This is a genomic window from Duganella sp. OV510, assembly GCF_900100205.1.
GTDB lineage: Bacteria > Pseudomonadota > Gammaproteobacteria > Burkholderiales > Burkholderiaceae_D > Rugamonas.
On record NZ_FNEQ01000001.1, the window covers coordinates 946,318 to 969,432 of the forward strand.

18 protein-coding genes and 1 tRNA gene are annotated in these 23,115 nt (G+C 64.2%); 16 read left to right on the forward strand and 3 right to left on the reverse strand.

What is annotated here, in order from left to right; all coding sequences use genetic code 11:
- The first annotated feature begins 12 nt into the window (after nucleotides 1-12).
- The 12 genes from BLS51_RS04360 (at nucleotide 13) to dbpA (ending at nucleotide 15,503) form a co-directional block, all read left to right on the forward strand.
- The gene (locus BLS51_RS04360) at nucleotides 13-2,658 is read left to right on the forward strand and encodes a PAS domain-containing protein (RefSeq protein ID WP_090177653.1); all 2,646 of its coding nucleotides are present in this window, start codon (nucleotides 13-15) and stop codon (nucleotides 2,656-2,658) included.
- A gap of 62 nt (nucleotides 2,659-2,720) precedes the next feature.
- Entirely contained in the window at nucleotides 2,721-3,947 is a 1,227-nt protein-coding gene (locus BLS51_RS04365) for an exonuclease SbcCD subunit D C-terminal domain-containing protein (RefSeq protein ID WP_090177650.1), read from the forward strand.
- On the forward strand, nucleotides 3,944-7,861 hold the full coding sequence (locus tag BLS51_RS04370) for an AAA family ATPase (RefSeq protein WP_090177645.1): 3,918 nt from the start codon (nucleotides 3,944-3,946) through the stop codon (nucleotides 7,859-7,861). Before BLS51_RS04365 ends, BLS51_RS04370 begins: the two co-directional genes overlap by 4 nt.
- A gap of 40 nt (nucleotides 7,862-7,901) precedes the next feature.
- Complete coding sequence (locus BLS51_RS04375) at nucleotides 7,902-8,426, forward strand: putative metalloprotease CJM1_0395 family protein (protein ID WP_090177642.1); 525 nt, start codon at nucleotides 7,902-7,904, stop codon at nucleotides 8,424-8,426.
- A 43-nt stretch (nucleotides 8,427-8,469) separates the two neighbouring features.
- Nucleotides 8,470-8,679, forward strand: coding sequence for a hypothetical protein (locus tag BLS51_RS04380; RefSeq protein WP_090177639.1), 210 nt, complete (start codon nucleotides 8,470-8,472; stop codon nucleotides 8,677-8,679).
- A 77-nt stretch (nucleotides 8,680-8,756) separates the two neighbouring features.
- Entirely contained in the window at nucleotides 8,757-9,623 is an 867-nt protein-coding gene (locus BLS51_RS04385) for a hypothetical protein (RefSeq protein ID WP_090177637.1), read from the forward strand.
- Between the two features lie 60 nt (nucleotides 9,624-9,683).
- Entirely contained in the window at nucleotides 9,684-10,850 is a 1,167-nt protein-coding gene (locus BLS51_RS04390; protein ID WP_090177633.1) for a methyltransferase, read from the forward strand.
- A 49-nt stretch (nucleotides 10,851-10,899) separates the two neighbouring features.
- Nucleotides 10,900-10,976: transfer RNA gene (locus BLS51_RS04395), tRNA-Met, on the forward strand.
- Between the two features lie 171 nt (nucleotides 10,977-11,147).
- Nucleotides 11,148-11,885, forward strand: coding sequence for a PEP-CTERM sorting domain-containing protein (locus BLS51_RS30125; RefSeq protein WP_090177631.1), 738 nt, complete (start codon nucleotides 11,148-11,150; stop codon nucleotides 11,883-11,885).
- A 141-nt stretch (nucleotides 11,886-12,026) separates the two neighbouring features.
- The gene (locus tag BLS51_RS04405; RefSeq protein WP_090180638.1) at nucleotides 12,027-13,685 is read left to right on the forward strand and encodes an acid phosphatase; all 1,659 of its coding nucleotides are present in this window, start codon (nucleotides 12,027-12,029) and stop codon (nucleotides 13,683-13,685) included.
- An 84-nt stretch (nucleotides 13,686-13,769) separates the two neighbouring features.
- Nucleotides 13,770-13,994 (forward strand): hypothetical protein, encoded by a 225-nt coding sequence (locus tag BLS51_RS04410; RefSeq protein ID WP_090177628.1) that lies wholly within the window; start codon nucleotides 13,770-13,772, stop codon nucleotides 13,992-13,994.
- A 99-nt stretch (nucleotides 13,995-14,093) separates the two neighbouring features.
- Nucleotides 14,094-15,503 (forward strand): ATP-dependent RNA helicase DbpA, encoded by a 1,410-nt coding sequence (dbpA, locus tag BLS51_RS04415; protein ID WP_090177626.1) that lies wholly within the window; start codon nucleotides 14,094-14,096, stop codon nucleotides 15,501-15,503.
- 5 nt (nucleotides 15,504-15,508) lie between these two features.
- Here dbpA and BLS51_RS04420 read toward each other — a convergent pair whose 3' ends face one another.
- On the reverse strand, nucleotides 15,509-16,705 hold the full coding sequence (locus BLS51_RS04420; protein ID WP_373994310.1) for an MFS transporter: 1,197 nt from the start codon (nucleotides 16,703-16,705) through the stop codon (nucleotides 15,509-15,511).
- An 83-nt stretch (nucleotides 16,706-16,788) separates the two neighbouring features.
- Here BLS51_RS04420 and BLS51_RS04425 point away from each other — a divergent pair, with 83 nt between their 5' ends.
- On the forward strand, nucleotides 16,789-17,598 hold the full coding sequence (locus BLS51_RS04425; RefSeq protein ID WP_090177622.1) for an AraC family transcriptional regulator: 810 nt from the start codon (nucleotides 16,789-16,791) through the stop codon (nucleotides 17,596-17,598).
- Here the strand turns inward: BLS51_RS04425 and BLS51_RS04430 are convergent.
- Nucleotides 17,579-19,042, reverse strand: coding sequence for a sensor histidine kinase (locus BLS51_RS04430; RefSeq protein WP_090177619.1), 1,464 nt, complete (start codon nucleotides 19,040-19,042; stop codon nucleotides 17,579-17,581). The two genes, BLS51_RS04425 and BLS51_RS04430, sit on opposite strands and share 20 nt — an antisense overlap.
- On the reverse strand, nucleotides 19,039-19,755 hold the full coding sequence (locus BLS51_RS04435; RefSeq protein ID WP_217636402.1) for a response regulator transcription factor: 717 nt from the start codon (nucleotides 19,753-19,755) through the stop codon (nucleotides 19,039-19,041). The genes BLS51_RS04430 and BLS51_RS04435 overlap by 4 nt, the downstream gene beginning before the upstream one ends.
- A gap of 114 nt (nucleotides 19,756-19,869) precedes the next feature.
- On the opposite strand from BLS51_RS04435, the gene msrB reads away from it, so the two are divergent.
- From msrB to msrA, 3 genes are read left to right on the forward strand one after another with little or no spacing between them, the layout of a single operon-like run.
- Nucleotides 19,870-20,355: a peptide-methionine (R)-S-oxide reductase MsrB gene (gene msrB, locus BLS51_RS04440; RefSeq protein WP_090177615.1), complete on the forward strand. Its 486-nt coding sequence runs from the start codon at nucleotides 19,870-19,872 to the stop codon at nucleotides 20,353-20,355.
- 15 nt (nucleotides 20,356-20,370) lie between these two features.
- Nucleotides 20,371-22,398, forward strand: coding sequence for a redoxin family protein (locus BLS51_RS04445; protein WP_090177611.1), 2,028 nt, complete (start codon nucleotides 20,371-20,373; stop codon nucleotides 22,396-22,398).
- Nucleotides 22,399-22,411: 13 nt separating this feature from the next.
- Nucleotides 22,412-23,110, forward strand: a complete 699-nt coding sequence (gene msrA / locus BLS51_RS04450) for a peptide-methionine (S)-S-oxide reductase MsrA (protein WP_090177607.1) — start codon at nucleotides 22,412-22,414, stop codon at nucleotides 23,108-23,110.
- Nucleotides 23,111-23,115 lie beyond the last annotated feature (5 nt).

The window sequence follows — 23,115 nt, forward strand, 5'->3', positions numbered from 1 at the left end:
GACTCCCGCCCGATGTTCGCCGCTCTCCGCCGCCTGTACCGCGCCATCCTGCTGCCCGCCTTCGGCATCGCGCTGCTGGCCTTCATGTGGGCCGCCGTCGCCTATCAGGTGCGGCAGGAAAAGCACACCGCGCACTACGAAGCGGTGCTGCATAGCCAGTCGCTGGCGCGCACGCTGGCCGAGCATACCAACCACCTACTGCGCCAGGTCGATCACGCCACCCAGCTGTTCAAGCTCAAATACGAAGAAAGCGACGGCAGGCTGCGGCTGCCCGAGTTCACCCGCAGGAACGGCCTGCTCGATTCGCTGCTGCCAACCAAGCTCGATCTGCCACTGGCGGTGCTGGACCGTGAGGGTAATATCATCGAAAGCATGAACGGTTACTTCGCACCCAACCTGAAGCACCATCCGATCTTCAGGAAGCACGCGGGCAGCAGCGACGATACCGCGCTGGTGGCCACGCCGGTGGTCGACAGCCGCACCAAGAAATGGCAGATCCAGATCTCGCGCCGGCTGAACAATCCCGCTGGCGGCTTCGCCGGCGTCATCATGGTGATGATCGATCCGGCCTATTTTGTCGAGGACTATGACCGCCTGACCGTCGATGCCGGCGGTGCGGTAATGCTGATCAGCCGTGAAAACGGCATGTCGGCGGCGCGCATTGACGACCAGGTCATCATCAGCGACAGCATCGATTTCAGCGTGGCGCAGTCCAGTCCTACCCAGCCGCCCGAAGAATTTCTGCTCAAGCGGCGATTCGACGCCATCGACCGCATCTACGGCTATGCCGAGATGCCGCGCTTCCAGCTGATGGCGGTGGTCGGCAATCCCGCCGAATCGCAGATGGCGCGCTTCGAACACCGCCGCGACATGTACTATATCGCCACCACCGTGGCTTCGGTGCTGGTGCTGCTGTTCGTCTACCTGCTGGTGCAGCAGGCGCACCGGCTGCGCCGCACCGCCAGCATGGTGATCGAAGCACAACTGATGCTGCGTGCCGCCGCCGACGCCAGCCTGGATGCGGTGTTCCTGTTCAAGGCCTGCCGCATGCGCGGCGCGCGGCGCGAGATCCTGGATTTCACCATCGCCGACCTGAATGAGCGCGGCGCGCAGCTGCTGGGCTACCGCAGCGCCGACATCAAGGGCAAGCGCCTGGTGGAGGTCGTGCCCGAGCTGCACTCCAAAGGCTTTGTCGAAAAATACCGGCATGTGCTGGAAGCCCGCCAGCCGCTGGAAGAAGAGTTCGAGGTCGACTTCCTGCCCAACCGCGAGGTTCACTGGCTGCACCATCAGATCGTGCCGATCACCGACGGCGTCGCGGTCAACGTGCGCGACATCACCTCGCGCATGGAGACCGAACTGGCCGCCCGCAAGCAGCAGGCGGAACTCACCGCCGTCAACGATGCCTCGCCACTCGGCCTGCTGCGCGCCGACGCAACCGGCCATTGCACCTACGTCAACCGGACGTTTGAACTGATTACCGGCCTGACCCGCGAGGAAGCGCTGGGCGACGCCTGGCTGCGCGCGGTCCATCCACAGGACCGCGCTGTGCTGAAGAACGCGCTGGCCCATATGGCGCAGACGCGCGTCCCCTACCAGGACACGCTGCGCTGCGTTCATCCGGACGGCATGATCGTCTGGGTCTCGTTCAAGATCGCCGCCATGGTGGTGGACGGGAAGATCTACGGCTACGTTGGCACGGTGGACGACATTACCCACGTGCGCAAATCGGTGATGGCGCTGCGTGAAAGCGAATCGCGCCTGCGCACCATCGCCGACACGCTGCCGGCCATGGTCGCGTATATCGACGCCGGCCAGGTCTACCGCTTCCACAACGTCGCCTACGAACGGGAATTCAACCGTAGCGGTACATCGGTGCTGGGCCGCACCATCCGCGACACCATGGGCGAGGAGCGCTACGCCTTCCTCGAAGCCTACGTCGAGCGCGCGCTGCAAGGCGAGACGCTGACCTTCGAGGAGGAAGACACCAGCGACAGCAGCAACCTCGCCGAGCGCACTTACGAAGTGGTGTACATCCCGCAGCTGGACGAAGACGGCGCGAATGTCATCGGCTTCCACGTCATGCGGCAGGACATCACCGTGCAAAAACGCGAGAAACAGCGGCTGCTGCGGCTGTCGCAGGTTGACGCGCTGACCGGGCTGACCAACCGCGCCGGCTTCCTGCAAAAGCTGCACGATGCGATGATCGCCACGCGCGCCAACGGCAACCTGATGGCGGTGATGTATATGGATATCGACCGCTTCAAGCCAGTCAACGACACCTTCGGCCATGCGGTCGGCGACGCGCTGCTGAAAGCCTTCTCGGCGCGGCTGACCCACACCATGCGCGCCAGCGACACCATCGCGCGCCTGGGCGGCGATGAGTTCACTATCATCATGGAGCGCATCCACCGGGTGGACGACGCGGCGGCGCTGGCAGCCAAAATCGTCGCAGCCATGCAGGCAGACTTCGACCTCGATGGCACGGTGGTGTCGATCTCCACCAGCATCGGCCTGACCTTCTACAGCGAGGAGGACGTCAGCCCGGCCGAACTGCTGAACCGCGCCGACATCCTGCTGTACGAGGCCAAACAGGCCGGTCGCAATACCTTCCGCGCCGGCCAGATGCAGCACGCCCCCGCAAGCAACGTGGCATAAATCAAACCGGTCGCAGCCGGCATGCGCTATATTGGCGCTTTTCCGGCTGTTTCACATACTTCATGCGTTTGCTGCACACCTCCGACTGGCACCTCGGCCAATCCCTGCATAATTTTGAGCGTCACTACGAACACCAGCGCTTCCTCGACTGGCTGCTCGACGCCATCGTTGCCGAACAGGCCGACGTGCTGCTGATCGCCGGTGATATTTACGATAATGCCAATCCGTCGGCGGCTTCGCAGAAGCAGTTGTACCGTTTCCTGCGCCTGGCCAAAGAGCGCGCGCCGCACCTGAACCTGATCATCGTCGCTGGCAATCACGATTCGCCGGGACGGCTGGATGCACCCGGCCCGCTGCTGGAGGCGCACGGCACGCGCGTCATCGGCGCGGTGCAGCGCAATGCCGACGGTGAGATCGATGTCGCATCGCTGGTGCTGCCGCTGACCGGCCGCAGCGGCGAGGTCGAGGCCTGGTGCCTGGCCGTGCCCTTCCTGCGTCCCGGCGACGTGCCGCGCGCGAATGCCGCCGAAGGCGTCGATCCTTACCTGGCCGGCATCGCCCTGCTCTATCAGCAGGCGTTTGAACTGGCGCACAGCAAGCGGCAGGACGGCCAGGCCATCATCGCCATGGGCCATTGCCACATGGTGGACGGCCAGATGTCCAGCGATTCCGAGCGCCGCATCGTCATCGGCGGCACCGAGATGCTGCCGGCCGGGATCTTCGATCCGGCGATTGCCTATGCTGCGCTTGGCCATCTGCATCTGGCGCAGCACGTCGGCAAGCAAGAGCACATCCGCTATTGCGGCAGCCCGCTGCCGTTGTCCTTCGCTGAAGTGAATTACGCCCACCAGATCCTGCGCATCGACCTGGAAGGCGCCGCCGTGCGCGAGATCGCGCCGGTGCCGGTGCCGCGTGCGGTGGAACTGCTGCGCGTGCCGTCCAGGCCGGCCCCGCTGACGCAGGTGCTGGAAGAACTGGCGGCGCTGTCGCCGCCGGAGGCGCCAGTCGAGCAGCAGCCCTACCTGGAAGTGCGCGTGCTGCTGGAACAGCCGGAGCCCGGCCTGCGCGCGCGCATCGAAGCAGCGCTGGATGGCAAGCAGGTGCGCCTGGCAAAAATCGAAACCTCGACCGCCGCCCGCGCCTCCTCCATCGACAAGGAAGTGATGACGCTGGACCAGCTGGAAAAACTCAAGCCGGACGACATTTTCCGGCAGCTATACGAGCAGCGCTTCGGCAATGCAGCGCCGGTCGATCAACTGAGCGCCTTTGCGGAGTTGATGCAACCATGAGAATCCTGAAAATCAGCGGCAAGAACCTGGCCTCGCTGGCAGAGGAATTCACTGTCAATTTCGAATCCGAGCCATTGGCATCGACCGGCCTGTTCGCCATCAGCGGCCCGACCGGCGCCGGCAAAAGCACGCTGCTGGACGCATTGTGCCTGGCCTTGTACGACGCCACGCCACGCCTGTTGCGCGTGGCCGGGCGCAATTACCTGTCCGACGTCGGCAACGAGACAGTTTCCACGCAGGACCCGCGCACGCTGCTGCGCCGTGGCACGGCCGAGGGCTATGCCGAAGTCGATTTCGTCGGCAGCGACGGCGCCACCTATCGTGCGCGCTGGAGCGTGCGCCGCTCGCGCACCAAGGCGGAAGGCGCGTTGCAGCCAACCGCGATGTCGCTCAAGCTGCTGCCGTCGGAACAGCCGATCGGCGCCACCAAGACCGAGGTGAAAGCCGAAATCGAGAAACGCATCGGGCTGTCGTTCGAACAGTTCACGCGCGCCGTGCTGCTGGCGCAGAACGAGTTCTCGGCCTTCCTCAAGGCCGAGGACAACGAGCGCGGCGAGCTGCTGGAGACGCTGACCGGCAGCACTGTCTACTCCGAGATTTCCATCCGCGCCTTCGAGCGCAACAAGCTGGAACAGGCGGCGCTGCAAAAACTCAACCTGCGGCTGGCGGACCAGAAACCGCTGACCAGCGAACAGCGCGCCGAGATCACGTCGCAAAGCACTGACGCCGCCATCGCCTTGCAGGCGCTGGATCAGAAAAAGACCGAACTGGAAGAAGAACTGCGCTGGCACCAGCAAGCCGAGAAGCTGACGCAGGAAGAGCAAGCCGCGCAGCAGGCCAGCACCACCGCACAAGCGGCTATCGAAGCAGCGGCTCCGCGCCATGCGGCACTGGCGCGCATCGACGCCGTGCAGCCGGCACGACCACTGGACGAAGATATTCATCGCATCGACGCCGACATCGCCGCCACGCAAAACGCCATCGTCGCCAATGCGCAGAACGTGCAGCAGGCCACAGCCGCCCTGGAACAAGCCAGCGCCGCACAGGCGCAAGCCGCCGCCAGCCAGCAGCAAGCCGAAGCGGCGCAACGCGACGCCGCCCCGCAACTGGACCAGGCCAAGGCGCTGGACGCCCGCATCGAAGCCATGCTGCCCGCCTGGCGCCAGGCTTCCACTTCCTGCGAAAAAGCCGATCACGCCGAGGCCGCAGCCAGGACCGCGCTGCAAGCGCGCCAGAACGAACACGCGCGCCTGGCCGCGCAACAGCAGGCTGGCGTCACCTGGCTGGAGCAGCACAAGCACTGGAAAACGCTCGCGCAGCAATGGGAACGCTGGGACGTGCTGTTCGTGCAGGCCGGCCAGGCGGCCGCGCAGGCCGAGCGCCTGCATAACGGCCTGTCGCGCGTGCAGCGCAACGCTCAACTGCATCGGGACGAGGAAGCCGATGCCAGCACCAGGCTGGCAGCCGCTGTGCAGGCGCTGCAAGCGCTGGACCTCCAGCGCCAGCAAGCCGCGCAAGAAATGGCCATGTATCCGGTCGAGCAGCTGCGCGAATCGCGCACCGGCTGGGAGCAGCATCGCGATCTGCTTGCCGGCGCGGAGAAAATCTGGCTGGACCTCGAAGCCCGCCAGGCCCGCCATGCGCAGATCGAAGCCCAATCGGTGCAACTGCGACATTCCATGACCGCCGCCGAAGCGCAACTGAACGCCGCCCAGCAGCAAGGCATCGCCATCATGGCGACCTTTGCGCAGGCGGAGCGCTCGCTCAAGCTGGCGGAAGCCGCCACGGCCGCCAGTGTGGAATCGCTGCGGCAAACGCTGGAAGATGAGACACCTTGCCCGGTCTGCGGCGCCAAAGACCACCCATACCGCCACAGCGACGACCGGCTGCAAATCATGCTGCGCGAGCTGCAAGGCGATGTGGCGCGCAGCCGTCAGCAGATGGAGGCCAACGTCAAGCATCAGGCAGCGCACAGCGCCACCGCGCAAGCCAGCGCCGACCAGCTCAACGTGCTGGCCGCCGAACAACGCTCCGTGCAGCAGCAGCTGGAACGCGTGCGCGCCGTCTGGTCCGCGCATCCGCTGGTTGATGGCAGCGAACTGCCGCTGGAAGCCGAGCGCACCGCGTGGTTCACCGCGCAGCTGCAAGAAGCATATAAGGCTTTGCAGATGGTCGAGCAGCAGGAGCGCGCCTTGCACGCCGCCCGCGTCGCACGCGATCAGGCGCAAGCCGCCTACGAGCGCGCAGCCGCCGATCACACGCGCCTGCAAACCGTCGCTGCCACCGCCAAGACCGCGCTGGCGCAAGCCAACACCGAGTACAAGGGCCTGGAGGATCAGCGCATCGAAGTAGCGCTGGTATTGAGCGGCCTGCTGTCCGACCTGGACGCGGCCTTCAGCGGCGGCGAAATTCCAAGCGAAGAATGGAAGGAAGACTGGAAGTCCGGGCCGGCACGGTTCTATGAAGCGCGTCAATCGGAAAGCAAGCAATGGCTGGCGCAGCGCGGCGCCTACGACGAACGCGCGGCCTCCCTCGCTGGCTTCGAGGTCGAGCTGAAGGCGCTGACGGATGCATGGTCCAAGGCCAGCCAGGACGCCTTCACCATCCGCGAAACCTTTGGCGCCGCCGATGCCGCGCTCAAAGCCAGTCAGGAACAGCGCATGGCCATGTGGGCCGGCAAGGAAGTGCGCGACGTCGAGGCGGCGCTGCAAGCAGCCATCGATGCGGCGAAGGTGCGCTACGCCGCCAGCCAGGCGGCAGCGCAGCAAGCCGGCCAGGCCCGCACACGCGCCGACGAAGCGCTGGCGCAAGCCAACCAGCGCCTCGCCGCCTTGCAAGCCTCCGCTGCCGCAGCCGCCGGGCGCCTGACCGAATGGCTGTCCGCATTCCAGCAGCGCCAGCCCGAAGCCGGCATGCAGGATCTGGCGCAATTGCGCGAACTGCTGGCCACACCGGCCGACGACATCGCCATCGAACGCAACGCGCTGCAATCGCTCGCCCGCGCCGCCGACCAGGCGATCACGGTACTGCAAGAACGCCAACGCCAGCGCGAACAGCACCAGCTCACCGCCCCGCCATCACGCTCCGCCACCCTGCAAGCCGACGACGCCAGCGCGAACGCCGATAACGACAACGCCACTGCCGACCTGTGGACCGCCGACGCCGCAGCGGACCTGCCAGCCGACGACGCGCCGCAGCCGCAGGCCGCTGACACAGCCGACACGCGCGCTCCGGCCGCATCGCCGATCGACACTGTGACGGCCGCCCTCAACACCCTGCTGGCCGAACGCAAAACCGCCAACGACCACGCCACCGCCCTGCAACTCGCGCTGGCGCAGGATGACGAAAAGCGCCGCCGCTCGCACACCATGCTGACCGAAATCGAGCAGCAGGAAACCTTCGCCCAGCGCTGGGCGCGCATGGACGACCTGATTGGCTCCGCCGACGGCAAGCGCTTCCGCAACTACGCCCAGCAATTCACGCTGGACGTCCTGCTCGGTTACGCCAACGCCCACCTGAACCACCTGTCGCGCCGCTACCAGCTGGAACGCATCCAGAACAACACTGCACCATCGCTCGCGCTACTGGTGCGCGACCAGGACATGGGCGGCGAAATGCGCTCGGTGCACTCGCTGTCCGGCGGTGAATCCTTCCTGGTCTCGCTGGCGCTGGCGCTGGGCCTGGCCTCGCTGTCCTCCAACCGCGTGCGCGTCGAATCGCTGTTCATTGACGAAGGCTTCGGCAGCCTGGACGCCGATACCCTGCGCGTCGCCATGGACGCACTGGACGGCCTGCAAGCGATGGGCCGCAAGGTTGGCGTCATCTCCCACGTGCAGGAAATGACCGAACGTATCTCGGCCAAGATCCTGGTGCAACCGTCGGCCGGCGGCCGCAGCACGATTAGCGTCATGTAAGCCGCGCGGTGCTATGATTTAGCCTCCGCGAGGCAAAAACATGAGCATCGGCGCCCTATCAGCGAGTTCCGGCTACCCGTCCCCGGCGCACAGCGTGCCGCCGGTGCAGGTGGCCGCGTCCGCACAAACCGCACAAACTGCGCAATCCACGCCGTCCACGCCGTCCGCCTCCACCAAGCTATCCAACGAAGCACTGGCCCTGATCGACCAGCTCAAGGCCCGCGACCTCGAAGTCCGGCAGCACGAGCAAGCCCACATGGCCGCCGCCGGCGGGCTGGCGACCTCCGGCGCCTCCTACACCTACCAGCGCGGCCCGAACGGCGTCGATTACGCCATCGGCGGCGAAGTCAATATCGACACCTCGCCCGGCGCCACACCCGAGGAAACCATCGAACGCGCACGCGCCATCCAGGCGGCGGCGCTGGCGCCGGCCGAGCCTTCCGGCCCGGATCGCGCAGTGGCCACCCAGGCGCAGCAGATGGAAATGCAGGCGCGTGCCGAGCTGGCGCAGCGCGCCTACGACAGCGGCCCGCCAGCCACGCCGTCGGTCGACATCTTTGCGTGAGTGATAAAATCCCGCCTTTGTCTTTGTAAGCAGTCACGCAACCATGTTAAAAGCACCACGTACCCTCACCTTCAAATGCGCCAAGTGCGCCAAAGCCGTGCAAGTCCGCCTGCAAAAAGTTTCGGCCTGCTCGCACATCCAGCCTTACGTCGGCGTTTGCCAGTGCGGCGAAGTACGTCACCACGCCATCGGCCAGAAAGACGCGGTTGCTTCCTACCTGGCCGCACCGGAAGGCTGGACCCACCACCACTAAATTGCGCGCCGGGCCCTCAAGTATTGGACCAGGATACCGTTAAAGAGTTGTAGAAGTGTTATTAAACGGAATCCATCATGTCTATCATCTCCAATCTGGGCAACCGCTTGCCCTCGCTGTACACCGGCAACCAGGCCAATGACAGCAAGCCGGCAGCTTTGCAAAAACTGCAAGGCGCGACGCCGGCCAAGCAGTCCAGCAACCCGCTGGACCTGACCAGCCGCGTCGCCGCGCTCGGCAACGCCACGGTGGATTTCGCCCAGGATTTCGTCAACAGCTTCACCCAGGCCCTGTTTGGCGATGACGCCAAGGGCGCGGTGATCGACTTTGACTCGGCCAGCCTGGAAACCACGTCCACCTTCGCCGCCGGCGTGCAGCAGACCCGCAGCGGCGGCAGCGTCACCAATGCGGCGGCTTTCAGCCTGACCGATAGCTCGCACTTCGTCGGCAAAGGCACCATCACCACCGCCGATGGCCGCAAGTTCGATTTCGAAGTGGAAGTCCAGTACGACGCCGAGCTGAGTGCGGCGGCCAGCCAGACCAGCAACGCTGACGAGCTGCCGCAGCCGGACCAGACCACCGACACCAAGGACCTGCCCGTGGTGCAACTGCCAAACCTCGACTTCCCTGGCACGCTGGCCGACCTGTTCCAGCTCATCGGCCGCAACCTGCAAACCGCGCTGGCCAGCAGCGACAACAGCGCCAACAAAACCGACGACGGCATCGACCGCAACACGCTGCGCAGCCTGTCGCTGCGCCTGCTCAACCTGGTCGACAGCAAGGACACCAATACCTACGCGGCGCCGACCGCCGCCGACAAGGCCAAGGCAAGCGCCAACGCCACCGATGTCGACGTCAAGGAAGCGACGCCTGCTGAAACGCCGGCACCTGCGGCGGAAACCACCGACACCGCAACTCCGGCGTCCGACACCGCATCGGTATAATAGCGGCTCCGCGCCACGCAACTCCGCGTGGCGCCTCCCTATTTTATCGATCGCCTCCCCATGCCTGAACAAATCTCCTCGCCGATTCCACAACAAATCCACTGGGAGGAGAACGGCGAACAGCACTCCGCGCTCTGGCGTTCCGAAACCGGCATGCCACCGCCGAAACGCGTCATCATCGCCGACGACACCACCAATGCGGACGTTGCGTATCGCCTGGCCTGCGAAGGCACGGCGCTGCTGTGGCGCGGCGACTTCCAGAACGCACGCCAGTTGCTGCAAGCACTGGCCCGCCGTGCAGACCACAAGGGCCGCGCCGGCAAAAAAGCCAAGGCGCCGAAAGTGCCGGCTTCGCCGACCGAAGCCTTCCACCTGCACCGCCAGGCGCAGTCTCAGCGCGCCCGCACGCTGGCCATGCTGCTCATCCCTTTCGACGAGGGCTACAGCATTCCGCTGCGCCGCGCGCCGGACGTCAAGCTGGCTTGCAATGAAGCTTACGGCCGCTACGAACAACCATTCATCGCCTCGCTGCGCGAGCTATTAGGCCTGATCGGCGCGCACGAATGGCGCCGTACCGGCGTCGAGATCCCGGCGCTGGGCGCGCGCATCCATCCGCACTACGGCGTGTTCTCGCCGGTGCGCGGGGAATATGTGCAGATGGTGGCGGATGCACCGCTGCCGGCGGGCGCCAAGCTGGCGTTCGATATCGGCGTCGGCACTGGCGTGCTGTCGGCGGTGCTGGCCAAGCGCGGCATCGCCCGCGTGATCGCCACCGACCAGGATCAGCGGGCGTTGCGCTGCGCCCGCGAGAATCTCGCGCTGCTGGGCTACGACAGCCAGGTCGAACTGCAAGTGGCAGACCTGTTCCCCGAAGGCCGCGCGCCGCTGGTGGTCTGCAATCCGCCATGGGTGCCGGCACGTCCCAGCTCGCCGATCGAATATGCCGTGTATGACCCGGACAGCGGCATGCTGCGCGGCTTCCTCAACGGCCTGTCGTCGCACCTGACGCCGGGCGGCGAAGGCTGGCTGATCCTGTCCGACCTGGCCGAGCATCTCGGTCTGCGGCCGCGCGCGCAGCTGCTGGAATGGATTGCCGCCGCCGGCCTCAAAGTACTGGACCGGATCGACGTCCGCCCGGTGCATCCACGCGCCGCCGACGCCACCGATCCGCTGCACGCCGCCCGCGCCGCCGAGGTCACATCGCTGTGGCGATTAGGGGCCGAATAAGCCGGGCTTGCGCATCAGGGCAAACCTGTATATAATGATTGCCTTCAGACGCGGGGTGGAGCAGTCTGGCAGCTCGTCGGGCTCATAACCCGAAGGTCACAGGTTCAAATCCTGTCCCCGCAACCAAATACTAAAAAAGGCTTATCGCGCTGCGATAGGCCTTTTTTGCTTTGGGGCTCAGCAAGTGAGTTTATTAAAAAAGCAATTATCACAAACAAAATATAATTGTTCCAGAATCATTGCTTTTAAGATATCCTGAATTGGCAACAACACCATTTCATCCACCTTGGAGATCCCATGCCCGTAACGAAGAAACTGCTGTCTGCTTCGATCCTTGTCCTAGGCGCGCTGCTGTCCAGCACCAGCCACGCCGCACGCGAGACCACTGCGTACACCTTCGATTTCGACAATCTCGCTGTTGGGCTTTATAACCCCAACTTGCTTACGCCTATCGGCCACGGGTTCAAGTCGAACATCCAAAATGTGGTGCCGGAAGCAGACGGCGTCGGCAATGCCGTACAAGGCGACAGCATTTATTTTACCGGCCCCAACAGCAACATAAGCGGATTCGATATTACCGTCACCTCGCCCAAATTAATCAACGGGCAACAAGCGCTCGGGTATGTGGTGAAAATCGAAGCCATGCTCGGAAATAAATGGTTCGCAGCGCAGTGGCTGGCCCCTGCGCCCGATGGCACCGGCACGAATACGATCCACATCTCGCCGACCGCGATCGGCGGCGACTGGGGCTACCCGTATGGCGAGGTTCGCCCGTTTTACTGGGGGATTACCGTCGGTGCCTGCGTTGTCTGCGGCGATTACAATAACGGCAATTTCTACAATATCAGTCAGGGCTCCTATGTGACCGGATGGGATACTTATGACAACTATGTTTATACCGATTTTGCCATCGACAATCTCAGCGTCATCTCCTATGCCCCCGTGCCAGAGCCTTCATCGTACGCCATGATGCTGGCTGGCCTGGCTGGCCTGATCGGCGTACAGCGCCGCCGTCAAACGCGAAAGCAAGCGTAATTGAGCTAACTTGACAAGTGGAGGCGTGACTTCGCCTCCACTTCCACCTGTCATAAAGCCGTACCCAATCAACCGCAAAACTGTCACAATTATCCTTTCAAGTTAGCCATGGAGGCGCAGGTGAAAGATATCGAGCAAGTGATGGAACAACCAGAACAACTGGAACATGCAGCGCAAAACGCTCCCGCCAACCCTTCGCGCCGCCGCATCTTCCAGGCAGCCGGCGCCGCCGGTCTGGCAACCACGCTGCCGGTACTGAGCGAAGCCGCCCCGGCCAAAGCCGCCGCCAAAGGCTCGCTCGATGACAAGCTGAAGGCCAATATCAAGAACGTGGTGGTGATCTATTTGGAGAACCGCAGCTTCAACAACCTGTTCGCCAATTTCCCTGGCACCGCCCAGCCTCTGTCCGCCGTGCCGGCTACCGCCTCCGCGCAGCGTGACCGCGATGGTTCGGTGCTGCCGTCGCTGCCAAAAGTCTGGGGCGGCATGGTGCCGAATACCCAGGACATCGGTGGCAAAAAATACGCCATCAAGGAAGACGACATCAAGGGTCTGCCGAACGGTCCTTTCAAACTGGTCGACACCGAAGGCAAGCCGCTGCCGGAAGCCGTCATCACGCGTGACCTGTGGCACCTGTTCTACCAAAACCAGATGCAGATCAACGGCGGCAAGAACGACGGCTTCGCTGCCTGGGGCAACACCGGCGGCATGGTGATGGGCTACTACAGCGAGACCGATAAAAACCTCGGCCTGTGGAAGATCGCCGAACAGTACACGCTGTGCGACAACTTCTTCATGGCGGCTTTTGGCGGCTCCTACCTGAACCACCAGTTCCTGATTACCGGCCGCGTGCCGGAATACTTCAACGCCAAGGACACCGCGACCAAGAAGAAGATCGCGGTGCTGGACGATGGCCCGACTGGCTATCGCCTCTCCGTCACCCAGGATTCGCCGGCATCGGCGATGGACGGCCATCCGCACTTCGTCAACAACGGCGCCATCACGCCGGACGGCTACGCGGTCAACACCATGGCGCCGCCGTACCAGCCTAGCTACATCCGCCCGGCCTACGACGGCGATCCGCTGCACGCGGATCCGAAAGACGCCAGCACCCTGCCGCCGCAAACCTATGACACCATCGGCGATCTGCTGTCGCGCAAGAAGATCAGCTGGGCGTGGTATGGCGGCGCGTGGCAGGCGGCGCTGGATGCACGTGGCGGCGGCGAGAAGCCGAACTTCCAGTACCACCACCAGCCGTTCAACTACTTCAAGCAGTTCGCGCCGGGCACCAAAGAGCGCGAGGAATACCTGCGCGACGGCGGCCTGGGCGACAGCCCGATCTCCAACAAATTCATCGCCGACGCGGTGGCAGGCAAGCTGCCGGCCGTGACCTTCTACAAGCCGCAGGGTAATCTGAACCTGCACGCCGGCTACTCGGACATCGAGTCCGGCGATGCCCACATCACCAATATAATCGAGCACCTGAAGAAGTCACCGCAGTTCAAGAACATGCTGGTGGTGATTACCTTCGATGAAAACGGCGGCTGGTGGGATCACGTGGCGCCGCCAAAAGGCGACCGCTGGGGGCCGGGTTCGCGCATCCCTGCCATCGTCATTTCGCCATTCGCGAAAAAAGGCCATGTGGACCACACCTTCTACGACACCACGTCGATCATGCGCTTCATCACCCGCCTGCACGGCCTGCCCTTGCTGGAAGGCCTGAAGACGCGCAACGAAGCCTTTGCCGCCCGCCACGCCACGCCGCCGGGCGACCTGACGGGGGCCCTGAGCTTCCGTTGAGTTTGCGCTTTGTGTTACACTCCACGCCTTAAGTAATCGCTAACGGAGCCCGACTGATGCAGCCGGGCTTTTGTTTTTTTCCAGATGAGAGATAAAAAAGATAACGCGACGTTCGACCTGCCCGGTTTTTTGCCCGCCGTGCCGCTCGAACCAGAGGCCAAGCGCGCGCCGCCGCCGCGCCCCCGCCGCGCCGCGCTGAAGCAAGAGCAGCTGGAACTGCTGGAGCCGACCGATACCTCGGGTCTGCCTGTCTGGGTACGCGACGAAAATCTCGACCTCACCGGTTTGCCGGTATGGAAGCGTGACTGATACGGCACAGCCGCAGCACACTTCACAAACACCTCCCGCACAGTCAGCGCGACGCCTGTTAGACTGTGTTCACATCCTTTTAGAACAGGGTCCGCCATCATGACTTCCACCTCCTTCGCCAGCCTGCCGCTGAATCCCGCCTTCCTGGATAACCTCGACTCGCTCGGCTACAAGGAGATGACGACCATCCAGGCGCAAAGCCTGCCGTCGGTGCTGGAAGGCCGCGACCTGATCGCCCAGGCCAAGACCGGCAGCGGCAAAACCGCCGCCTTCGGCATCGGCATCCTGGCCAAGCTGAATCCGGCCTGGTTCGCAGTACAGGCGCTGGTGCTGTGCCCTACCCGCGAGCTGGCCGACCAGGTGGCCGGCGAGCTGCGCCGCCTGGCCCGCTCGACCGGCAACGTCAAGGTGCTGGTGCTGACCGGTGGCTCGCCGATGCGCCCGCAGATCGCCTCGCTGGAGCATGGCGCCCACATCGTGGTCGGCACGCCGGGCCGCGTCCGCGACCACCTGGGCCGCGAAACGCTGGACCTGTCCAAGGTCGGCACGCTGGTGCTGGACGAAGCCGACCGCATGACCGACATGGGCTTCTACGACGAAATCGCCGGCATTGTCAGCGCCTGCCCGAAACGCCGCCAGACTTTGCTGTTCTCGGCCACCTACCCGGACGATATCCGCCGCGCCACCGATGACTTCCTGGTTGATCCGGTTGAAGTCACCGTCGAGGCGCAGCACGACAACAGCCAGATCGAGCAGCTGTTCTTCGAGATCGGTTTCGATAACCGCAACGAAGCAGTGGCGCGCCTGCTGGGCCACTACAAGCCGGTGTCGGCGATCGCCTTCTGCAACACCAAGGTGCAATGCCGCGAGCTGGTCGAGCATCTGCAATCGAAGGGTTTTTCCGCACTGACGCTGTACGGCGAGCTGGAACAACGTGAACGCGACGAGATCCTGATCCTGTTTGCCAACCGTAGCTGCTCTGTACTGGTGGCCACCGACGTTGCCGCGCGCGGCCTGGACATCCCCAACCTGGAAGCGGTCATCAACGTTGATGTGTCCAAGGACACCGAGGTGCACATCCACCGCGTCGGCCGTACCGGCCGTGGCGGCGAGCAAGGCCTGGCGCTGTCGCTGTGTGCGCCGAACGAGAAGAAGTGGGTCAAGCTGATCGAGGAATACCAGGGCCAGCCGGTCAACTGGTTCGACCTCGACAGCCTCGATGACAACGAGTACGGCGTCGATCCGGCACCGATGATGACGCTGGTAATCTCCGGCGGCAAGAAGGACAAGCTGCGCCCAGGCGACGTGCTGGGCGCGCTGACCGGCGATGCAGGTCTGAGCAAGGAACAAGTCGGCAAGATCAACGTGACCGAGTTCCAGACCTACGTCGCCATCGACCGCCGCGTCGCCTACGACGCCTTCGCGCGCCTCAACAAAGGCAACCCGCTGGGCGGCGACTTCGGCGCCATCAAAGGCCGCAACTTCAAGATGCGCTTTATCGACGCCTGAGCTGTTTAACGGTGCTTCGGCTGCTCGATGTGTGGCAGCAGCACCGTCAGGATGCCCAGCAGCGGCAGGTAGGAGCACAGCTGGTACACATAGGCGATGCCTTTGATGTCGGCGATATGGCCCATCGCTGCGGCGCCGATGCCGCTGACGCCGAACATCAGGCCGAAGAAGATACCCGCCACCATGCCGACCTTGCCCGGCATGAGTTCCTGCGCAAACACCACAATCGCGGAGAAGGCGGACGAGATCACAAAGCCGATCACCACCGACAGCAGCGCAGTCCAGAACAAGCCGACATACGGCAGCGCCAGCGTGAACGGCGCCGCGCCGAGGATCGAGATCCAGATCACGCGCTTGCGGCCTATGCGGTCGCCAATCGGGCCGCCCATGAAAGTGCCCGCTGCCACAGCGGCAAGGAACAGGAACAGATACATCTGGGCGTTCGCCACCGACACGCCGAATTTATCGATCAGGTAGAAGGTGTAGTAGCTGGTCAGGCTGGACATGTAGATGTACTTGGAGAAGACCAGCAGCGCCAGCACCGTCATGGCGCCATACACCTGTGCCTTCGGCAGCGGCGACACCGCAGCGGCGGCAGCCTTCTTCGGCTGCGCCAGATGGTGGCTGTGCCAGCGGCTGACGTACACCAGGACCACGATCGCGGCCAGCACCAGCAGCGCGAACCAGGCGATATTGCCCTGGCCACGGCCGATGATCACCGCCGCCGCCAGCACAGGTCCCAGCGCAGAACCGGCATTGCCGCCCACCTGGAACAGCGACTGCGCAAAGCCGAAGCGGCCACCGGACGCGGCGCGCGCCACGCGCGAGGCTTCAGGGTGGAAGGTCGACGAGCCAACGCCAATCAGCGCCGCCGACACCAGCAGCGCCGGGAAAGTCGAGGCAAACGACATCATCAACACGCCGACCAGCGTGGCCACCATCCCCATCGGCAGCAGGAAAGGCATCGGGCGCTTGTCGGTGTAGTGGCCGATCCATGGTTGCAGCAGCGAGGCGGTGCACTGGAAAGTCAGCGTAATCAGGCCGACCTGCGTGAAGCTCAGGCCAAATTCCGATTTCAGCATCGGGTAGATCGATGGCAGCATGGCCTGGGTGAGATCGTTCAGCAGGTGGACCAGTGCAACCGCACCGAGTATCTGCATGACCGTGTCGCCGTGTGGACGGCTGATGGCAGCGGTAGTCATATGTAAAGCCTTTATTGTTGGACGTTTAAGTGTAATATGGTCGAGAAAGCCTGATATTCCAATTTTCGTCGAATAAGTGACAGATGCCTGATACCGCCCGCAGCACCGATCATCGTGACTATCAGCGCGTGCCGCGTGTAGTCACCGCCATTTCGCGCGATGTGGAGCACGGTGTCTCCGGCACGCCGCACCATCACGAGCGCGCGCAGCTGCTGTATGCCACCCACGGCATGATGCGCGTGCTGACCGATGCCGGCATGTGGGTACTGCCGCCGCGCCGCGCGCTGTGGATACCGCCGGGCGTGATGCATCACTGGACAGCCACCAGCAAGGTGACCATGCGCTCGATCTACGTCGAGCCGAAGACCGCTGCCGCCTATGGCGATACCTGCCGCGTGATCGAAGTCAGTCCGCTGCTGCGCGAACTCATACTGGCGCTGCTGGAGGAACCGATCGAATATCCGCTGCCGGGGCGCGGCGAGCATCTGGCGATGCTGATCCTGTCCGAACTGAAGGCGGCGGAAACGGTGCCGATAGCCATCCCCTGGCCGCGCGACCGGCGCCTGCTGGCGGTATGCTCGGCCATCATGGCCGATCCGGGCAGCGGCCGGAATATCGAACAGTGGGCGGATGAGGTGGGCGCCAGCGCGCGCACGCTGATCCGCCTATTCCCGAAGGAGACCGGGCTGCATTACCGCCAGTGGGTGCAGCAGGTGCATCTGGCCGAGGCGTTCGGCCGGCTGGCGCAGGGACAAAGCGTGGGCGAGATCGCGGCGGCGCTGGGTTACGCCAGTCCGAGCGCATTCAGCGCCATGTTCCGCCGCATCCTCGGCAAGACGCCGCAGCACTACCTGACGGAATGGCGCCAGCCGCTCACGCAGCATCCAGCGTAAAGCGGAACACCGCGCCGAGACCCGGCTCGCTGACCAATTCGATTTTGCTGTGATGCAGTTGCAGGATGCGGTTGACCGTCAACAGCCCAAGGCCGCCGACACGGTACTCGCCTTGCAGCGCCACCGGGCGACGGAACAGGTTCTCGCGCATGGCGGCCGGCACGCCTGGCCCGGTGTCTTCCACGGTGACGGTGACTTTGCCGCTGGCCGCTGGCGCCACGGTGATTTCGACCTCGCCGCCGGCCGGTGTGTGGCGGATGGCGTTGTCGAACAGATTGGTCAGCACACGCTCCATCATGCCCAGGTCCGCGCGCACCATCGGCGCCGGATGCGGCAGCGTCGCCATCAGGCGCACCTGGCGTTCGGCGGCTTGCAGCTCGAATTTCTGGAATACGTCCTGGATCAGGTCGGACAGCGAGAACGGCTCCAGCTCCGGCTGCACCGAGCCGTGTTCCAGGCGCGCCAGCTCAAAAAGCGCTTGCGCCAGCCGCCCTACTTTCTGGCTCTGCGCCAGCGCGATGCCGAGGTAGTGCTGGCGCTCGGCGGCCGTCAGCGTTTCATCCTTCAGCGACAGCGTTTCGAGGTAGCCGTGCAGCGAGCCCAGTGGCGTGCGCAGGTCGTGGGAGATATTGGCCACCACTTCGCGCCGCTCATGATCCAGCTGGCGCATGGTGGTCCATTGGTCGTTGATGCGCGATGCCATGTCGCCAAAAGCGTGTTCCAGCACGGCGATTTCATCGCGCGGGCTTGCCGCGACTGGCGCCGGCAGCACCAGCTGATCGGCTTTGGTGTCCAGCTGGCGCATGGTGGTGGTCAGGCGGCGCAGCGGCCGCGTAATCAGGCGGAAGGCAATCAGGCCGGCGATCAGCACCAGTCCCGCCACCACCACCATCGACCACAAGGTGGTGCGCAGCACCGAGCTGGCGGTGGCGCGGGCGGCCAGGCGGTCGTGCTCTTCGCTTTGCAGGATCACGTAGATGTAGCCGACCTTCTTCTCGCCGGCGCGCAGGATGGCGGCGCTGAACACCTTGCGGCCCTTGTCGCTGCGTGGATCGTCGCCCTGTATCGGCAATGGCTCGTTGGCCAGCAGGCGGCGGATCGGATCGAGGCTGACATGGTCGCGTTTCAGGCTGCCGTCCGGCGCGGCGTGACCGACGACGCGGCCATCCATATCGAGCAGGTAGACCTCGACGCTGGGATTCACGTCCATCAGGCGGCTGAACAGGCGGCGCACCATGGCGGGGCCGAGCGCTTGCGCATCCTCGGCATGCATCAGCTGCGCATCCAGTGCGATGCTGCGCGCCAGTCCGCGCGACAGGCCCTGCACCACTTCCTTTTCGTGCATGATGTTGGCGCGGATCTGCAGCCACGCCGACGCGCCGCAGCAAGCCAGCAGCAGGATCGAGAATACCAGCGACAGGCGCTGTGACAGTGTCAGTTTCATGCGGCCCCGCTGGCGTACCGGTAGCCCTTGCCCCACACGGTGAGGATGCGTTTAGGGTCGGCGGGATCGGTTTCGATCTTGGCGCGCAGGCGGTTGATGTGGGTGTTGACCGTGTGCTCGTAGCCGTCATGCTGATAGCCCCACACCAGGTTCAGCAGGTCCAGGCGCGAGAATACTTTTTCGGGCTGCTTGATGAAGAAGTACAGCAGATCGAATTCACGCGGCGTCAGGTCCAGCGCGGCGCCGTTCAAATGTGCCTGGCGTGTGATCGGATCGACGCGCACGCCGTCCAGTTCCAGCGCCCCGCCCTCGTTGCGCTGGTTGCGCGACATGGCATCGGCGCGGCGCAACAGCGCTTTCACGCGTGCGACCAGTTCCAGCACGGAGAATGGCTTGGGCAGGTAATCGTCCGCGCCCAGTTCCAGGCCGAGGATGCGGTGCACTTCGCTGGAACGTGCGCTGGTGATGATGATGGGCGTGTAGGTGGTCATGGCGCGCGCCTGGCGGCAGATTTCCAGGCCGTCAACGCCAGGCAGCATGATGTCGAGGATCAGCGCATCCCAGCCGCCGGTGCGTACCTGGGCCAGTCCCTGCGTGCCGTCGGCACAATGGGTGACCTGGTATCCCTCATCCTGGAGGTGCAAGCGCAACAGGTCTGCGATATGAATGTCGTCTTCGACGATGAGTACACGTTTGTTGTCCATGGCCGTCATTGTGCCGCAATACGTACTACGAAAGTATCACAATTAGTTTAAGTTTACGTGAGGATTTTGTCAGCATTGCGGGCGCAGAATGGCTCCATCGTTATTCCACTTACGGAGGACACCATGACATCGAGACGTTCTTTCATCCTGACCAGCGGCGCCGCCCTGCTGGCCGGCATTGCCTACCGCAGCACCATCGCCGCTCCGGCCGCCGCCTGGGAAGTCACCCGCACCGACGCCGAATGGCGTGCGCTGCTGACGCCCGCCCAGTACGAAGTGCTGCGCAAGCACGGCACCGAGCGCCCGTTCAGCAGCCCGCTCTACAAGGAGCACCGCGCCGGCAAGTTCCTGTGTGCCGGTTGTCAGAATCCGCTGTTCTCGTCGAAGAACAAATTCGATAGTGGCACCGGCTGGCCCAGCTTCTGGAAGCCGCTGGAGCGTGGCGTGAACACCAGCCGCACCACGTCGCTGGGCATGTATGGCGTGGAGGTGGTGTGCCGCCGCTGCGGCAGCCATCTGGGCGATGTGTTTGACGATGGCCCGGAGCCAACCGGCCTGCGCTACTGCATCGACGGTGTGGCGCTGAATTTCGTCGCTGGCGAAGCCTGATCGGAGGACCACATCATGTTGCTGATATTGCTCTCCTATCTGGGCGGGGCGCTGACCATCGTCAGTCCTTGCATTCTGCCGGTGCTGCCGTTTGTGTTTGCCCGCACCGGACAACCGTTTGTACGCAGCGGACTGCCGCTGCTGGCCGGCATGGCCATGACCTTTGCGCTGGTGGCGACGCTGGCCGCCGTCGGTGGCGGCTGGGTGGTGCAGGCGAATGAATATGGCCGCTGGATTGCGTTGGTGTTGATGGCCTTCTTTGGCATTACGCTGATGCTGCCACAGGTGGCGGACCGCTTGACCAAGCCGCTGGTCGCACTGGGTGACAAGCTGTCCAACAAGGCGCAGACGGAAGGCGACTCGGCCGGTGGCGCACGTTCGTCCTTCCTGCTGGGCGTGGCCACTGGTTTGCTGTGGGCGCCATGTGCCGGTCCGGTACTGGGCCTGGTCCTGACCGGCGCGGCGCTGAATGGCGCAAGTGTCGGCACAACGCTGCTGCTGTTGGCCTATGCCGCCGGCGCGGCGACTTCGCTGGCCTTGGCGTTGCTGGTCGGTGGTAAAGTCTTCAGCGCGATGAAGCGCTCGCTGGGCGCGGGTGAATGGATACGCCGTGGCCTCGGCGTGGCGATGCTGGCCGGTGTCGCGGCGATTGCGACCGGCCTGGATACCGGCCTGCTAACGCGCGTCTCCAGCGTCGCCACCGCCGGCATCGAGCAGCAGCTGATCGATACGCTCGCTCCGCGCCCTGCTCCAAATGACGCGCCAGCAGGCGGCGCAATGATGCCCCAGACCGCAGCCGCAGGCGAAGCGGAGGCCGATGGCTCCATGATGCGCAGGGCCGCTACGGCAGAAGATGAACCGGCTAGCGGCTCCATGATGCGCCAAGCCGCAGTGGCGGAAGATGCGCCGGCTGGCGGAGCGATGATGCGCCAGGCCGCTGTGGCGGATGATGCGCCGGCTAGCGGCGCCATGATGTCGCGTGTCGCCATGATGTCGCGTGTCGCCATGGCGGGGAATGCCGCCGGTCCGGAGATGATGTCCCGCCGCGCTGCGGCGCAGGCCGCCGAGACGCTGCCGGTTGAAGGCAAGCTGCCCGCACTGAACGGCGCCGTCGAGTGGCTCAACACCGCCCCGCTCACCACCGAGCAGCTGAAAGGCAAAGTGGTGCTGGTCGACTTCTGGACCTACTCCTGCATCAACTGCCTGCGCAGCCTGCCCTACACCAAAGCCTGGGCGGATAAATACCGCGACCAGGGACTGGTGGTAATCGGCGTGCACGCACCGGAATTCGCCTTCGAACGCAACGTCAACAACGTGCGCAAGGCGGTGAAAGACCAGGGCATCAACTTCCCGGTCGCCATCGACAACGACTACGCCATCTGGCGCGCTTTCAACAATCAATACTGGCCGGCGCACTACTTCATTGACGCCAAAGGCCAGATCCGCCACCACCACTTCGGCGAAGGCGACTACGCCCGTTCGGAACAGGTGATCCAGCAACTGCTGGAAGAAGCCGGCCGCAAGGACGTGACCAACACGGTGGTCAGCACCGAAGACGTCAAAGGCATCCAGCAGCAATCGGACATGGGCCAGGTCGGCTCGCCGGAAACCTATCTGGGCTACGAGCGCGCTGAAAACTTCGCCTCGCCGGAAAAGCAGGCAGCCAACGCCGCCCGCCAGTACACGGCGCCCGCCAAGCCAGCGCTGAACCAGTGGGGCCTGGCCGGCAACTGGCTGGCGCAGCCGGAACAGGTCACGCTGAACCAAGCCAACGGCAGCATCGTCTACCGCTTCCATGCACGCGATCTGCATCTGGTGCTTGGGCCGGGCAAGGACGGCAAGCCGGTACGCTTCCGCGTCACCGTCGACGGGGCGGCGCCGGGCCAGAACCACGGCAGCGATACCGCCGCAGATGGCAGCGGCGTCATCAAGAGCCAGCGCCTGTACCAGCTGGTGCGCCAGTCCGGCGATGTAGCCGACCGCACCTTCCGCATTGAATTCCTCGATCCAGGCGTCCAAGCCTACGCCTTCACCTTCGGTTAAAAGGAGCACCATCATGAACAGCATCAGCAAAGCAGTTGGCGGCGCGCTCGCCATTCTCAGCCTCGTGGCCTGCCAGCAGCAGGCGATATCGGCGGAAGCCGCGACAGTCATCGCGCCGCCGGCCGCCGACGAACCTGTGGACGGCGCCCGCACAGCCACCGCCATCTTTGCCGGCGGCTGCTTCTGGGGCGTGCAAGGCGTATTCCAGCACGTGAAAGGTGTCAGCAACGCAGTCTCCGGCTACACCGGTGGCGATGCGCGCAGCGCCAGCTACGAAGCGATCGAGCGCGGCGACACCGGCCATGCGGAATCGGTGAAGGTCACCTACGATCCGACGCAAGTCAGCTATGGCAAGCTGCTACAGATCTTTTTCTCGGTGGCGCACGACCCGACGCAACTGAACCGGCAGGGGCCGGACAGCGGCACGCAATACCGCTCCGCCATCTTCCCGCAGACGCCGGTGCAGCAGGCGGTGGCGGAGAAATACATCGTCCAGCTGAACGCCTCACGCGCCTTCAAGAAGCCGCTGGCGACCAGGATCGAACCGGGCAAGCAGTTCTACGTGGCCGAAGCCTATCACCAGAACTACCTGACGCTGCACCCGAACGATCCCTACATCGTCTACAACGACCTGCAAAAGCTGACGGACCTGAAGCGCATCCTGCCGGAACAGTACCGCGCCGAAGCGGTCCTGGTCCGCAAAGCGATGTAGACAGC